This is a genomic window from Streptomyces sp. NRRL S-1022, assembly GCF_000720135.1.
GTDB lineage: Bacteria > Actinomycetota > Actinomycetes > Streptomycetales > Streptomycetaceae > Streptomyces.
Window position 1 is genome coordinate 1 of sequence record NZ_JOIU01000025.1, and the last position, 13620, is coordinate 13620.

A 13620-nucleotide genomic window follows, 5' to 3' on the forward strand; every position below is an offset into this window, starting at 1 on the left:
CTGGGTTGATAGGCCGGATCTGGAAGCACGGTAACGTGTGGAGGTGACCGGTACTAATAGGCCGAGGGCTTGTCCTCAGTTGCTCGCGTCCACTGTGTTAGTTCTGAGGCAACGACCGTTGCCGGCTTAGAGCAGAACGCATAACAGAAAAGTGTGCTTGTTCGCTCGAAACCATTAGGGTTTCGGTGGTCATAGCGTGAGGGAAACGCCCGGTTACATTCCGAACCCGGAAGCTAAGCCTCACAGCGCCGATGGTACTGCAGGGGGGACCCTGTGGGCGAAGACAGGAGTCACCATGTCCACCAACTCTCCCGACGACCGACCGGAGCGCGACCAGCGGCGACGGGACAGTGGTGACCGGGGTGACCGTGGCGGCTTCCGCCGCGACAGCGACCGGCGCGGCGGCGAGCGTGGCAGCTACGGCCGCCGTGACGACAACCGCGGTGGCGACCGCCGCGATGACCGTCGCGACGACCGCCGTGGCGGCGGTTTCCGCCGCGAGGGCGACCGCGGTGCGCGTCCCGGGTTCCAGTGGGACGATCGCGACCGTGGCGACCGCGGCGGGTTCCGTCGCGACGACCGCCGGGACGACCGGCGTGACGACCGCCGCGACGACCGTGGGGACCGCGGGTTCCGTCGGGACGACCGTGGTGGCGACCGTCCCTCTTACCGCCGCGACGACGACCGTGCCGGCTACGGCCGCCGTGACGACAACCGCGGTGGCGACCGCCCCTCCTTCCGCCGCGACGACGACCGCGGTGGCTACCGCGGCGGTGACCGTGACCGTGGTGAGCGCGGTGGCTTCCGTCGTGACGACCGTGACCGTGGCGACCGCAGGGACGACACCCGCGACGACCGGCGTGGTGGCGGCTTCCGCCGCGAGGGTGACCGCGGTGGCCGCCCGCCGTTCCGTCGGGACGACCGCCGGGACGATCGGCGTGACGACCGTCGCGACGACCGTGGGGACCGCGGGTTCCGTCGGGACGACCGCGGTGGCGACCGTCCCTCGTACCGCCGCGACGACGACCGTGCCGGCTACGGCCGCCGTGACGACAACCGCGGTGGCGACCGCCCCTCCTACCGTCGCGACGACAACCGCGGTGGCGACCGTCCCTCCTACCGTCGCGACGACGACCGCGGTGGCTACCGCGGCGGCGACCGCCGTGACGACCGCGGCGGCGACCGCCGTGATGACCGTCGCGACGACCGCGGTGGCTTCCGGCGGGACGACCGCGGCGGCGACCGCGGCGGGTTCCGTCGTGACGACCGTGACCGTGGCGACCGGCGCGACGACCGCGGCGGCCGTGGGCCCCGCAGGGACGACCGTGGGGACCGTGGCGGCCGGCCGGGTGGTTTCCGCGGCCGTGACGGCCGTGACGACCGCCGCGGCGGCGGCTTCCGCCGCGAGGAGCGGGACCGGGACCGCGAGCCGATCAAGCGGCTGCCGATCCCGGAGGACGTCACCGGCGACGAGATCGACAGTGACGTCCGCCAGGAGCTTCAGAGCCTGCCCAAGTCGCTCGCCGAGGACGTCGCCAAGAACCTGGTGATGGTCGCCCGGCTGATCGACGAGGACCCCGAGGGCGCCTACGGCTACTCCAGGGTGGCTCTGCGTCTGGCGTCCCGCGTGGCCGCCGTCCGGGAGGCCGCGGGATTCGCCGCCTACGCGAGCCAGAAGTACGGCGAGGCCCTCGCCGAGTTCCGTGCCGCCCGGCGGATGACCGGCACCGTGGAGCTGTGGCCGGTGATGGCCGACTGCGAGCGCGGACTAGGCCGGCCGGAGAAGGCCCTGGACATGGCCGGCGCCCCCGAGGTGCACAAGCTGGACAAGGCCGGCCAGGTCGAGATGCGGCTCGTCGCCGCCGGCGCCCGGCGGGACATGGGGCAGCTGGACGCGGCCATCGTGACCCTGCAGAGCCCGGAGCTGGCCTCCAACTCCGTCCAGCCGTGGACCGCGCGCCTGCGCTACGCCTACGCCGACGCCCTGCTGGCCGCCGGCCGGGAGCGGGAGGCGCGGGAGTGGTTCGCGAAGGCCGTCGAGGCGGACCGGGACGGCAGCACGGACGCCTCCGACCGGCTCGCCGAGCTGGACGGCGTGGAGTTCGTCGACGCCCTGGCCGAGGATGCGGCCGACGCGTCCGGCGAGACGGCGGAGTCCGGTGAGGCGGACCGTTCCGGCGAGTCCGACGGTGGCTCCGCGGAGGACCGCGACGAGGACTGACGTCCGTACGGGTCACTGAACACCTGATCGCTGATCACTGTTCGCTGGTCACTGAAAGAGGGCAGGCCCCCGGGGGCCTGCCCTCTTTCGCGTGTGTAGGGCTGTCGCCCGGTCAGATCTCCAGCGCCCGCAGCACCAGGCCCGAGGCCGGCTTCGGGCCGAACGAGGTCGACTTGCGGGGCATCCGCACGCCCTGCCGGGCCAGGTCGAGCACGACCTCCTCGCGGACCGGGTGCATCAGGACGCCCGTGCTGCCGTCGCGTTCCGCCTTCTCGACCGTCGCCGCCGTGTCGTGGATGTAGGCGATGTGGGCCGGCGAGTCCTCGGGGATGCGCCAGACGTGTTCGAGGAGCGTGGCGTGCAGGACGGTGGCGTCCAGGGAGCGCCAGGCCGCGGGGCGGTCCGCCGGGATCGTGCGGGCCAGCAGGTCCGGGTCCGGGCGGTCGAGCAGGTGGAAGGCGCCGTCGCCGGCCAGCAGGAAGGAGTTGCCCCCGCAGGAGGCGTCCGCGAGGACCTCCAGGGCCTGCGGCAGGGGCACGTCGAGGCGCCGTACCCGGAACAGGCCGTCCACCGCCGCCAGCGCCTCCGCGACCGGCAGGCCGTGCAGCAGCCGGTGGATGGCGCGGACGCGCAGCGGATAGCGCGCGGTGTCGACCAGGAGGACCAGGCCGTAGTCCCAGGGGCTGGGGGAGGGGTGCTCGGTGCGCAGCCGGCGGTAGGTGGCCCAGCGGTGGTGACCGTCGGCGATCAGGGCCTGGCGGCCGGCCAGGTCGGTCTGGATGCGGGCCAGGTCGTCGGGGTCGGTCACGGACCACAGGCTGTGGTGGCAGCCGTCCTCGGTGGTCGTGGCCAGCAGGGGCGGACGGGCGGCCGTACGTTCGACGACCTCGGCGGCCGTGCCGTCGCCCCGGTAGGTCAGCAGCAGCGGTTCGAGGTTCGCGCGCGTGGCCCGCATAAGGGCCGCGCGGTCGGCGACCACGGGCGGCATGACGTCCTCGTGCGGCAGCACCACGCCCTCGGCGGGCTCGGAGACCCGCAGGGTGCCGATGACCCCGCGCTGGAGCATGCCGTTGCCGTCCCGCTGCTCGTACACGTACAGGCCCGGCTCGGGGTCGGCGGTGAGGACGCCCTCGTCCAGCCAGCGGCGCAGGGTGTCGGCGGCCTGCTCGGTGCGGGCGCTGGGGCTGCCGGCCTGGGGCAGGATCAGCCGGACGATGTTGTACGGGTCCGCCGACTGGAGGTGGTGCAGGCCGTCGGGGCGTACGACGACGTCGTAGGGCGGAGAGGTGACGGAGGCGAGGCTGCCGACCCGGTCGGGGTCGTAGCGGAGGCCTCGGAACGGGGTCAGTTCCAAGCCTCGACGCGGTGTTGCCTCCCAGTGACCTGCTGTGTTCATCCCGGCATCGTACGTGTGTCGGTGGCGTGCGGGATGATCGGGGGAAAGGCGAGTGAACGAGGAGCGATGTGGACATGAGCCAGGGCGTCAGGACGAGGCCCGAGGGCAGTGGGCAGCCCCTGAGCGAGGTGTACGACACGGCGCTGCTCGACCTGGACGGGGTGGTGTACGCGGGCGGGCACGCGATCGCGCACGCGGTCGACTCGCTGGCGGCGGCCCGGTCGGGCGGAATGCGTCTCGCGTACGTCACCAACAACGCGCTGCGGACGCCGGACGCGGTGGCCGGGCATCTGACGGAGCTGGGCATACCGACGGGTGCGGACGACGTCATCACCTCGGCGCAGGCCGTGGCGCGGCTGATCGGCGAGCAGGTGCCGGCGGGGGCCCGGGTGCTGGTGGTCGGCGGCGAGGGGCTGCGGGTGGCGCTGCGCGAGCGCGGCCTGGTGCCGGTGGAGTCGGCGGACGACGACCCGGCGGCGGTCGTGCAGGGTTATGGCGGACCGGATCTGCCCTGGGGGCGGTTCGCGGAGGCGTCGTACGCGGTGCGGCGCGGGGTGCCGTGGTTCGCGTCCAACACCGACCTGACGATTCCGAGCGGGCGGGGCATCGCGCCGGGCAACGGGGCGGCCGTGGAGGTGGTGCGGATCGCGACGGGCGCGGAGCCGCAGGTCGCGGGCAAGCCGCTGCCGCCGATGCACCGGGAGACGATCCTGCGGACGGGTGCCGAGCGGCCGCTGGTGGTCGGGGACCGGCTGGACACGGACATCGAGGGCGCGTTCAACGGCGGGGTGGACTCGCTGCTGGTGCTGACCGGTGTCACCGACGGGGCGCAGCTGCTGGCCGCGCCGCCGCAGCACCGGCCGACGTACGTGGACGCCGATCTGCGGGGGCTGCTCGCCGGTCAGCCGGAGATCACCCGCGAGGGTGACGGTTTCCGTTGCGGCGGGTGGACGGCGACCGCCGGGGCCGGGCGGCTGGAGCTGGCCGGTGACGGCGAGGCGCTGGACGGGCTGCGGGCGCTGTGCGCGGCGGCCTGGACGGCGGCGGGAGACGGTTCCTGCGCGCTGGACGGGGAGAAGGCGCTGGCCAGGCTGGGTCTCTGACGGGCTCTCAGGGGGCGTGGGCGGGAGCCGCGGGAACCGGGCATCGAGATGCGATGCGAGGGTAGGCTAACCTAACCTCGTGTTGGTCGACAGTCCTCCGGAACCGCGCGCGGAGACCTCCCCCGCGCCCCCGACCCGCCGGGCGGCGCGGGCCCTTGGGCTCCTGCTCTCGGTCCTGCTCCTGGTGCTCGTCGCTGCGGCGAGCATCGCTATCGGGGCCAAGGCGCTGTCCCCGGACCAGGTCTGGCACGGCCTGTTCCACGACACGGGGACGTACGGCGACGTGGTCGTGGACGAGCGGCTCGCGCGTACGGTCCTCGGCCTGCTGGCCGGTGCCGCGCTCGGTCTCTCCGGCGCGGTGCTCCAGGCGCTGACCCGCAATCCGCTGGCCGACCCCGGGCTGCTCGGCATCAACGCGGGCGCCTCGGCGGCGGTCGTCACGGCCGTCACCTACGCCGGTGTCACCAGCCTCACCGGCTATGTGTGGTTCGCGTTCCTGGGTGCCTCGGCGGTCGGCGCGCTGGTGTGGTTCCTCGGCGGCAGCCGGGGCGCCACCCCGGTACGCCTCGCGCTGGCCGGTACGGCGATCAGCGCGGCCCTGTACGGCTACCTCCAAGCCGTGATGATCATGGACGGCGCGGCGCTGGCCAAGATGCGTTTCTGGACGGTGGGTTCCCTCGCCTCGGCCGGCTACCCGACCATCACGCAGGTGCTGCCGTTCCTCGCGGTCGGCACGGTGCTCGCGCTCGCGCTGGCCCGGCCGCTCAACGCCGTGGAGTTGGGCGACGACACCGCCCGCGCCCTCGGCGCCCACCTCGGCCGCACCCGCGCGCTGGCCATGCTGGCCGCCGTGCTGCTGTGCGGTGCCGCGACCGCCGCCTGCGGCCCGATCGTCTTCGTCGGCCTGATGGTCCCGCACGTCGTGCGCTCCTTCACCGGGCCCGACCTGCGCTGGATCCTGCCGTACGCCATGGTTCTGGCGCCCGTGCTGCTGCTCGGCGCCGATGTCGCCGGCCGGGTCGTGGCCCGCCCCGCCGAACTCCAGGTCGGCATCGTCACCGCACTCGTCGGCGGCCCGGTCTTCATCTTTCTCGTACGACGGCGGAGGACGGCCCAGCTGTGAAGACACACCCCAGGAGCCGTGCCGTGCGCACTCCCGGCGGGTTCTCCCTGCGTCTGGAGCCGCGTGCGCTGATCGTCGTCGTGCTGCTGCTGGCCGCCGCCTGCGCCGCCGGTGTCGCCCTGATCGGCACCGGCGACGCGAAGATCCCGGCGGCCGGCGTGCTGCGCACGCTCGCCGGGAACGGCACCGCGTACCAGGACTTCATCGTCAACGAACTGCGGCTGCCGCGGGTCCTCGTGGGTCTGCTGGTCGGTGCCTCGCTGGGCCTCGGCGGCGCGCTGTTCCAGTCCGTCTCCCGCAACCCGCTCGGCAGTCCGGACCTGCTGGGCCTGTCCCAGGCATCGACGGCCGGCGCGCTGATCGTCATCGTGCTGCTGTCCGGCAGCGCCTCCCAGGTCACCCTGGGCGCGCTGGTGGGCGGCCTGGCGACCGGTCTCGCTCTGTACGCCCTCGCCTGGAAGCAGGGCGTGCACGGCTACCGGCTGGTGCTGGTCGGTATCGGCGTCAACGCGGTCATGACGGCGGTCAACGGCTATCTGCTCACCAAGGCCGACCTGGTCGACGCGACCCGCGCGGTGGTGTGGATGACCGGCTCGCTGAACGGCCGGGACTGGGACCAGGTCTGGCCGCTGCTCGGGCTGTGCGCCGTGGTCGTCCCGCTGGTCCTCGCCAACGCGCGCGGCCTGCGGATGATGGAGATGGGCGACGACGTCTCCCACGCGCTCGGCGTGCGCGTGCAGCGGGTCCGGCTCCTGCTGATGGTCTCCGCCGTGCTGCTCACCGCCGCCGCCACGGCCGCCGCGGGCCCCGTCAGCTTCGTCGCGCTGACCGCGCCGCAGCTCGCCCGCCGCCTCACCCGCTCGCCGGGGCCCAACCTGGTGCCCTCGCTGTGCATGGGGGCGACCCTGCTGGTCGCCGCCGACTGGGCCTCCCAGCGCGTCTTCGGCGCCGACCAGCTGCCCGTCGGCGTGGTCACCGGCGTCCTCGGCGGCGCCTACCTGCTGTGGCTGCTGGTCACCGAGCGCCGGGCGGGCCGGATATGAGGCGCGCCGAGGGCCCGGACCCGAGTGCCGCGCACCCGACCACCCCTAGGAGCACTGTGAACCGCCTGTCCGCCGACAACGTCACCCTGGCCTACGAGCAGCGGGTCATCGCCGAGCAGCTGTCGGTGGAGATCCCGGACAACTCCTTCACGGTGATCGTCGGTCCCAACGCGTGCGGCAAGTCGACGCTGCTGCGGGCGCTGTCGCGGATGCTCAGGCCGAGCCGGGGCCGGGTGCTGCTGGACGGGCAGGCCATCCAGTCGATGCCCGCGAAGAAGGTCGCGCGGACCCTCGGCCTGCTGCCGCAGTCGTCCATCGCGCCCGACGGCATCACGGTCGCCGACCTCGTCGGCCGGGGCCGCTACCCGCACCAGGGCGTGCTGCGCCAGTGGTCGGCGGAGGACGAGCGGGTCGTGCACGAGTCGATGCGGCGGACCGGCGTGGCCGAGCTGGCCGAACGGTACGTCGACGAGCTGTCCGGCGGGCAGCGGCAGCGGGTGTGGATCGCCATGGCGCTCGCCCAGCAGACCCCGCTGCTGCTCCTGGACGAGCCCACCACCTACCTGGACATCCAGCACCAGATCGACGTCCTCGACCTGTGCGCCGAGCTGCACGAGGAGCAGGGGCGGACGCTGGTGGCCGTGCTGCACGACCTCAACCACGCCGCCCGCTACGCCACCCACCTCATCGCCCTGCGCGGCGGCACGGTGATCGCCGAGGGCGCCCCGAACGACATCGTCACGGCCGAGCTGGTCGAGGAGGTCTTCGGGCTGCGCTGCCAGGTCATCGACGACCCGGAGACGGGCACCCCGCTGGTGGTGCCGGCCGCGCGGAGGGCACGGGTCACAGCAGCTTCCTGAGCCGGAAGAGGTCCAGCAGGCTCGCCTCCAGCTTCACCCTGCCCGAACCCCAGGCGGTCGCGAAGTTCAGCTCGCCGTCCACCAGGGCCACCAGGTCGTCGCCGGCCATGGCGAGCCTGATCTGCGCCCGTTCGGGGGGAGGCCCGGGAAGAGTGTCGTCCACCTCGATCCGCCCGCCGGTCAGCCGGCCGGCGAAGGTGACGTCCAGGTCGGTGATGTGGCAGCTCACCGAGCGGTCCAGCGCGGCGGCCGCGCGGACCTCGCCCCCGGCGCCCTGCATGTTGTCCGAAAGCTTCCCCAGTGCCCGGCGGCACTCCTCGATCGTGGCCATCGCCCCGACGGTACCCCAGCGGTTCGGGGTAGCGTCTGGGCATGAGCGAGTCCGTGTCCGAGGCCGAGATCGGCACCGAGGCGGCGCCCGCGTCCGACCCCGCGGCGCCCGCCCCCCTGAACGTCCCCCGCACCCCCACCGGCAACGCCGAGGCCGACGCCCTGCTGGAGCGGCTGGCCGACGCCGACCACCTCGCCACCGACGGGCACCTGGAGGTGTACGAGGATGTACACCGGGGGCTGCGCGACGCGCTCACCGCGCTCGACGCCCGCCCGGGACCTCCGGCGCCCCCACCGTCGTACCCGGCGTCACCGACGTCGTACCAGAGCAGGAGCTGAACCGAACGTGGCAGGAGTCGCACGCCGCCGTCTCGACGCGGAGCTGGTCCGCCGGAAGCTCGCCCGCTCGCGCGAGCACGCCAGCCAGCTGATCGCCGCCGGCCGGGTCACCGTCGGCAGGACCGTGGCGACCAAGCCGGCCACGCAGGTGGAGACCGCGGCGGCGATCGTCGTCGAGGCCGACGACAGCGATCCGGAGTACGTCTCCCGGGGCGGGCACAAGCTCGCCGGCGCGCTGGAGGCCTTCGTCCCGCGGGGTCTCGTGGTCGCGGGCCGGCGCGCGCTGGACGCCGGCGCGTCCACCGGCGGCTTCACCGACGTCCTGCTGCGCGCGGGCGCCGCCCATGTCGTCGCGGTGGACGTCGGCTACGGCCAGCTCGCCTGGTCCCTCCGCAACGATGAACGCGTCACCGTCAAGGACCGTACGAACGTACGCGAGTTGACGGTTGAGGCGATCGATGGGGAACCTGTGGATCTTGTCGTGGGCGATCTGTCCTTCATCCCGCTCGGGCTGGTGCTGCCCGCCCTGAAGCGGTGCGTGACGCCGGACGCCGACCTGGTGATGATGGTCAAGCCGCAGTTCGAGGTGGGGAAGGAGCGGCTCGGCAGCGGAGGTGTCGTACGGAGTCCGCAACTGCGGGCGGAGGCCGTGCGGGGAGTGGCCGAGAAGGCCTGGGAGCTGGGGCTCGGGGTGCAGGGTGTCACCGCCAGTCCGCTGCCCGGCCCCTCGGGGAACGTCGAGTACTTTCTCTGGCTGCGGGCGGGGGCACCTCGGGTGGACCCGGCCGACGTCGACCGTGCAGTGGCGGAGGGGCCGCGTTGACACAGAACCTGGCGCGTACTGTTTTCCTGCTCGCCCACACCGGGCGGCCCGCGGCGATCCGCAGTGCGGAACTCGTCGTCAAGGGCCTGCTGCGGCATGGCATCGGGGTGCGGGTGCTGGAGGAGGAGGCGCGCGACCTGCCGCTCCCCGACGAGGTGGCCCTCGTCAAGGAGGCGACACCGCAGTGCCTGGACGGGTGCGAGCTGCTGATCGTCCTCGGCGGTGACGGCACGCTCCTGCGCGGTGCCGAGTTCGCCCGGGCCTCCGGAGTGCCGATGCTCGGCGTCAATCTCGGGCGCGTCGGGTTCCTCGCGGAGGCCGAGCGGGACGACCTGGACCGGGTCGTGGACCGGGTGGTGGCCCGGTCCTACGAGGTCGAGGAGCGGATGACCGTCGACGTGGTCGTGCACCGCAACGGCGACATCGTGCACACCGACTGGGCGCTGAACGAGGCGGCCGTGCAGAAGGCCGGCGCCGAGAAGCTGCTCGAGGTCGTGCTGGAGATCGACGGGCGGCCGGTGACGGGGTTCGGGTGCGACGGGGTCGTCCTGTCCACGCCCACCGGATCCACCGCGTACGCCTTCTCCGCCGGGGGACCGGTGGTGTGGCCGGAGGTGGAGGCGCTGCTGATGGTGCCGATCAGCGCGCACGCGCTGTTCGCGAAGCCGCTGGTGACCTCGCCGGACTCGGTGCTCGCGGTGGAGGTGCTGCCGCACGTCCCGCCGGGGGTGCTGTGGTGCGACGGGCGGCGGACCGTGGAGCTGCCACCGGGGGCGCGGGTGGAGGTGCGGCGGGGGGCCGTGCCGGTGCGGCTGGCCCGGCTGCACCACTCCTCGTTCACAGACCGGCTGGTCGCCAAGTTCGCGCTGCCGACGACCGGATGGCGGGGGGCGCCGCACCACTCCTCGGAGTGACAAGGGCGGGCCATGTGCACTCCCCGCCCCGGACCTCGTATGGTCTGTTCCGTGTTGGAGGAGATGCGGATACGGTCGCTCGGGGTCATCGACGATGCTGTCGTCGAGCTGTCACCGGGGTTCACCGCTGTCACCGGTGAGACGGGTGCGGGCAAGACCATGGTGGTCACCAGCCTCGGGTTGCTGCTCGGCGGCCGCGCGGACCCGGCGCTCGTACGGATCGGGGCGGAGAAGGCGGTCGTGGAGGGGCGGGTCGCCGTACCCGCCGGCGCCGCCGCCGTCGTCCGTGCCGAGGAGGCCGGGGCCGAGCTGGACGACGGGGCCCTGCTGATCAGCCGTACCGTTTCCGCCGAGGGCCGCTCCCGGGCGCACCTGGGCGGGCGCAGCGTTCCCGTCGGGCTGCTCGCCGAGCTGGCCGACGACCTGGTGGCCGTGCACGGGCAGACCGACCAGCAGGGGCTGCTGAAGCTGTCCCGGCAGCGGCAGGCGCTGGACCGGTACGCGGGCGACGCCGTCGCCGTGCCGCTCGCCGAGTACTCCGAGGCGTACAAGCGGCTGCGGGCCGTCTCCGCCGAGCTGGAGGAGATCACCACGCGCGCGCGTGAGCGGGCGCAGGAAGCCGACATGCTGCGGTACGGGCTCGACGAGATCGCCGCCGTGGAGCCGCGGGCCGGCGAGGACGTCGAGCTGGCCGAGGAGGCCGAGCGGCTCGGGCACGCCGAGGCGCTGGCGTCCGCCGCGACGGCCGCGCACGCCGCTCTCGCGGGCAACCCCGAGGACCCCGAGGGCATCGACGCCTCGACCCTCGTCGCGGGCGCCCACCGGGCCCTGGACTCCGTGCGGGCGCACGATCCGGCGCTGTCCGCGCTCGCCGACCGGATCGGCGAGATCGGCATCCTGCTCGGTGACGTGGCCGGCGAGCTGGCGGGGTACGCCGACGATCTCGACGCCGACCCGCTGCGGCTGGGCGCGGTGGAGGAGCGCCGGGCCGCGCTGACCGTGCTGACGCGCAAGTACGGCGAGGACGTGAACGCGGTCCTGGCCTGGGCCGAGCGGAGCGCCGCGCGCCTGACCGAGCTGGACGGGGACGACGAGCGGATCGAGGAGCTGACCGCCGAGCGGGACGCCCTGCGCACCGGACTGGGCGGCCTCGCGCAGGCCCTGACCGACGCCCGGACGGAGGCCGCCGAGCGGTTCGCCGCCGCGGTGACCGCCGAGCTGGCCTCGCTGGCGATGCCCCACGCGCGCGTCTCCTTCGACATCCGGCAGACCGAGGACCCGGAGGGCGTCGAGGTCGGCGGCCGGACGGTCGCCTACGGCCCCTCGGGCGCGGACGAGGTCGAGCTGCTGCTCGCCCCGCACCCGGGCGCCCCGCCGCGCCCCATCGCCAAGGGCGCCTCCGGCGGTGAGCTGTCTCGCGTCATGCTGGCCGTGGAGGTCGTGTTCGCGGGCACCGACCCGGTGCCGACGTACCTCTTCGACGAGGTCGACGCCGGTGTCGGCGGCAAGGCGGCCGTCGAGATCGGGCGGCGCCTGGCCAAGCTCGCCAAGACCGCGCAGGTCGTCGTCGTCACCCACCTGCCCCAGGTCGCGGCGTTCGCCGACCGCCAGCTGCTGGTGGAGAAGACCAACGACGGCTCCGTCACCCGCTCCGGCGTGAAGGTCCTGGAGGGCGAGGAGCGCATCCGCGAGCTGTCCCGGATGCTGGCCGGCCAGGAGGACTCCGAGACGGCCCGCGCCCACGCCGAGGAACTCCTGGCGACGGCCAGGGCGGACGCCTAGCCCCACGGCCGGGCGGGCCGCCCGGAGCGTCGCCGGCCGGGCGGGGTCGCCCGGGGGTGCCCGGGCCCGAGGGGCGCGCGGGCTCGGGTTCGCGCGGGGGTGGCGGTCGGGGCGGGGAACCGGCGCACCGGGCCTGCCCGCGTGCGCCGTCCGTACGGCCGGGGCGGCCCGGGACGGGGTCCGGGGGAGCGCGTGGGCATGGCTGTCGTGGGCGGCTGACCTCGTCGGACGCCCTCGCACGGCGTTCGGTCACGGCAGGGGTTTCTTCACCCGTGTGGGTGATGTGCTCCGGCGCATTGCCCCGGCCCGCCGCACGGTGCGCCCTCCCGAATGGCCCTGAACGGCCGTACGGGCTGGCATGCTTGGCAGGGAAAACGGGGTGGGCAGGGGGTCCGGACGGTCCGCGCGGGAGGCGCGCGGTGTGCGTCCTTCCGCCCCCCGGAGCCCGCTACCTTCTGTACGTTCCCTCGTGACCGCCCCCGCCGTGAACCAGGAGCCCCGGCCCCGTGACCCCCGTGAGCAGCAACGCACCGCACGGCCAGTCGCCGCTGCGCACCGTGCAGGTGCTCGGCGGAGGCAACGCCGGCAGCAGCGCGCACGTGCGCTCGCTGGCCGAGGGGCTCGTGGCGAGGGGCGTGCGCGTCACGGTGTGCGCCCCCGCCGAGGCCGACCGCGCCTACGACTTCACCGGGACCGGCGCCGAGCACGTGCACGTGCCGCGCAGCAGCGACCCGGTCTCCGTGGCCGCGCTGCGTACGGCCTGCGCCAACGCCGACCTGGTGCACGCGCACGGACTGCACGCCTCCTTCCGGGCCGTGCTCGCGCTCGGCGGGCGCACCACCCCGCTGGTGGTCACCTGGCACAACCGGGCCCACGCCGAGGGGCCGCGGGCCCATCTGCTGCGCATGCTGGAGCGACGGGTGGTGAAGACCGCGGCCGTGGTCCTCGGCACCAGCTCCGACCTGGTCGACCGGGCCCGGCGGACCGGCGCGCGGGACGCCCGGCTCGCGGCCGTCGCCCTGCCGGCCCGGCCCCGGCCCGGCGCCCTCCACGGCACCGACGCCCTCGGTCCGGACGCCCTCGACCCGGACGACCCGGACCGGCTGCGGCCCAAGATCCGCGCCGAACTCGGCGTCACCGGGCGCCCGTTGCTCATCGCGGTCGGCTCCCTGGACCGGAACCGCGGCTACGACGTCCTGCTCGACGCGGCCCGCACCTGGCGGGACCTGGACCCGGCACCGCTCGTGGTCGTCGCGGGGGAGGGGCCGCTGCGGCCGGTGCTGCAGCGGCGGATCGAGGACGAGGAGCTGCCGGTACGGCTCATCGGGCACCGGGACGACGTGGCCGAGCTGCTCGCCGCCGCCGACCTGGCACTCCTGACCAGCAGGTGGGAGTCACGGTCCGTGCTCGCCCAGGAGGCTTTGCACGCGCGCGTGCCGCTCGTCGCCACCCGCGTCGGCGGCATCCCGGACCTCGTCGGCGACGCCGCCGAACTCGTCCCCTACGGCGATCCGGAAGCCCTCTCCCGCACCGTCGTACGGCTGCTCGCCGACCCGCAGCGCTGCGCACAGCTGCGCGAGCGCGGGACCCGGCAGGCCGCCACCTGGCCGAGCGAGGACGAGACCGTCGCCCAAGTGCTGAGCGTGTACGACGAGTTGACCCAGCCCAGGCCGCTGGCCTGAGCCT

12 protein-coding genes and 2 rRNA genes are annotated in these 13620 nt (G+C 74.2%); 12 read left to right on the plus strand and 2 right to left on the minus strand.

Annotated features, from left to right (window positions below; all coding sequences use genetic code 11):
* The 3 genes from IG05_RS0130965 to IG05_RS48535 all read left to right on the plus strand — a co-directional run.
* Positions 1-77, plus strand: a 23S ribosomal RNA gene (locus IG05_RS0130965); the annotation flags it as partial.
* A 104-nt stretch (positions 78-181) separates the two neighbouring features.
* A 5S ribosomal RNA gene (gene rrf, locus IG05_RS0130970) occupies positions 182-299 on the plus strand.
* Positions 300-1441: 1142 nt separating this feature from the next.
* Positions 1442-2221, plus strand: a complete 780-nt coding sequence (locus IG05_RS48535) for a tetratricopeptide repeat protein (protein WP_199808414.1) — start codon at positions 1442-1444, stop codon at positions 2219-2221.
* 112 nt (positions 2222-2333) lie between these two features.
* Here the strand turns inward: IG05_RS48535 and IG05_RS0130980 are convergent, their stop codons facing one another.
* Positions 2334-3617 (minus strand): DUF1015 domain-containing protein, encoded by a 1284-nt coding sequence (locus IG05_RS0130980; protein ID WP_030347350.1) that lies wholly within the window; start codon positions 3615-3617, stop codon positions 2334-2336.
* A gap of 74 nt (positions 3618-3691) precedes the next feature.
* Between IG05_RS0130980 and IG05_RS0130985 the strand changes: the two genes are divergently transcribed.
* The 4 genes from IG05_RS0130985 to IG05_RS0131000 all read left to right on the plus strand — a co-directional run bounded on the left by IG05_RS0130985 (position 3692) and on the right by IG05_RS0131000 (position 7746).
* Complete coding sequence (locus IG05_RS0130985; protein ID WP_030347351.1) at positions 3692-4720, plus strand: HAD hydrolase-like protein; 1029 nt, start codon at positions 3692-3694, stop codon at positions 4718-4720.
* Between the two features lie 79 nt (positions 4721-4799).
* Positions 4800-5843: a FecCD family ABC transporter permease gene (locus IG05_RS0130990; RefSeq protein WP_030347352.1), complete on the plus strand. Its 1044-nt coding sequence runs from the start codon at positions 4800-4802 to the stop codon at positions 5841-5843.
* Positions 5840-6886, plus strand: coding sequence for a FecCD family ABC transporter permease (locus IG05_RS0130995; protein WP_030347353.1), 1047 nt, complete (start codon positions 5840-5842; stop codon positions 6884-6886). Before IG05_RS0130990 ends, IG05_RS0130995 begins: the two co-directional genes overlap by 4 nt.
* Positions 6883-7746, plus strand: a complete 864-nt coding sequence (locus tag IG05_RS0131000) for an ABC transporter ATP-binding protein (RefSeq protein WP_107051451.1) — start codon at positions 6883-6885, stop codon at positions 7744-7746. Before IG05_RS0130995 ends, IG05_RS0131000 begins: the two co-directional genes overlap by 4 nt.
* Here IG05_RS0131000 and IG05_RS0131005 read toward each other — a convergent pair.
* Positions 7730-8077, minus strand: a complete 348-nt coding sequence (locus IG05_RS0131005) for an SCP2 sterol-binding domain-containing protein (protein ID WP_030347355.1) — start codon at positions 8075-8077, stop codon at positions 7730-7732. The genes IG05_RS0131000 and IG05_RS0131005 overlap by 17 nt on opposite strands.
* 41 nt (positions 8078-8118) lie before the next feature.
* Here IG05_RS0131005 and IG05_RS0131010 point away from each other — a divergent pair, with 41 nt between their 5' ends.
* From IG05_RS0131010 to IG05_RS0131030, 5 genes are all read left to right on the plus strand, one after another.
* A complete protein-coding gene (locus IG05_RS0131010; RefSeq protein ID WP_030347356.1) occupies positions 8119-8415 on the plus strand; it encodes a hypothetical protein in 297 nt (98 codons plus the stop codon).
* Positions 8416-8422: 7 nt separating this feature from the next.
* On the plus strand, positions 8423-9238 hold the full coding sequence (locus IG05_RS0131015; protein ID WP_030347357.1) for a TlyA family RNA methyltransferase: 816 nt from the start codon (positions 8423-8425) through the stop codon (positions 9236-9238).
* Entirely contained in the window at positions 9235-10152 is a 918-nt protein-coding gene (locus IG05_RS0131020; protein ID WP_030347358.1) for an NAD kinase, read from the plus strand. The genes IG05_RS0131015 and IG05_RS0131020 overlap by 4 nt, the downstream gene beginning before the upstream one ends.
* 39 nt (positions 10153-10191) lie before the next feature.
* Positions 10192-11934, plus strand: a complete 1743-nt coding sequence (gene recN / locus IG05_RS0131025; protein WP_030347359.1) for a DNA repair protein RecN — start codon at positions 10192-10194, stop codon at positions 11932-11934.
* Between the two features lie 506 nt (positions 11935-12440).
* Positions 12441-13616: a glycosyltransferase family 4 protein gene (locus IG05_RS0131030; protein ID WP_030347360.1), complete on the plus strand. Its 1176-nt coding sequence runs from the start codon at positions 12441-12443 to the stop codon at positions 13614-13616.
* Positions 13617-13620: the final 4 nt, after the last annotated feature.

What these genes read in the sequence shown, in the direction of transcription:
- IG05_RS0130980 (WP_030347350.1), bottom strand. Translation starts at nt 3,617, where the DNA reads ATGAACACAGCAGGTCACTGGGAGGCAACACCGCGTCGAGGCTTGGAA.
- IG05_RS0131010 (WP_030347356.1), top strand. Translation starts at nt 8,119, where the DNA reads ATGAGCGAGTCCGTGTCCGAGGCCGAGATCGGCACCGAGGCGGCGCCC.
- IG05_RS0131005 (WP_030347355.1), bottom strand. Translation starts at nt 8,077, where the DNA reads ATGGCCACGATCGAGGAGTGCCGCCGGGCACTGGGGAAGCTTTCGGAC.
- IG05_RS0131000 (WP_107051451.1), top strand. Translation starts at nt 6,883, where the DNA reads ATGAGGCGCGCCGAGGGCCCGGACCCGAGTGCCGCGCACCCGACCACC.
- recN (WP_030347359.1), top strand. Translation starts at nt 10,192, where the DNA reads ATGGTCTGTTCCGTGTTGGAGGAGATGCGGATACGGTCGCTCGGGGTC.
- IG05_RS0130985 (WP_030347351.1), top strand. Translation starts at nt 3,692, where the DNA reads ATGAGCCAGGGCGTCAGGACGAGGCCCGAGGGCAGTGGGCAGCCCCTG.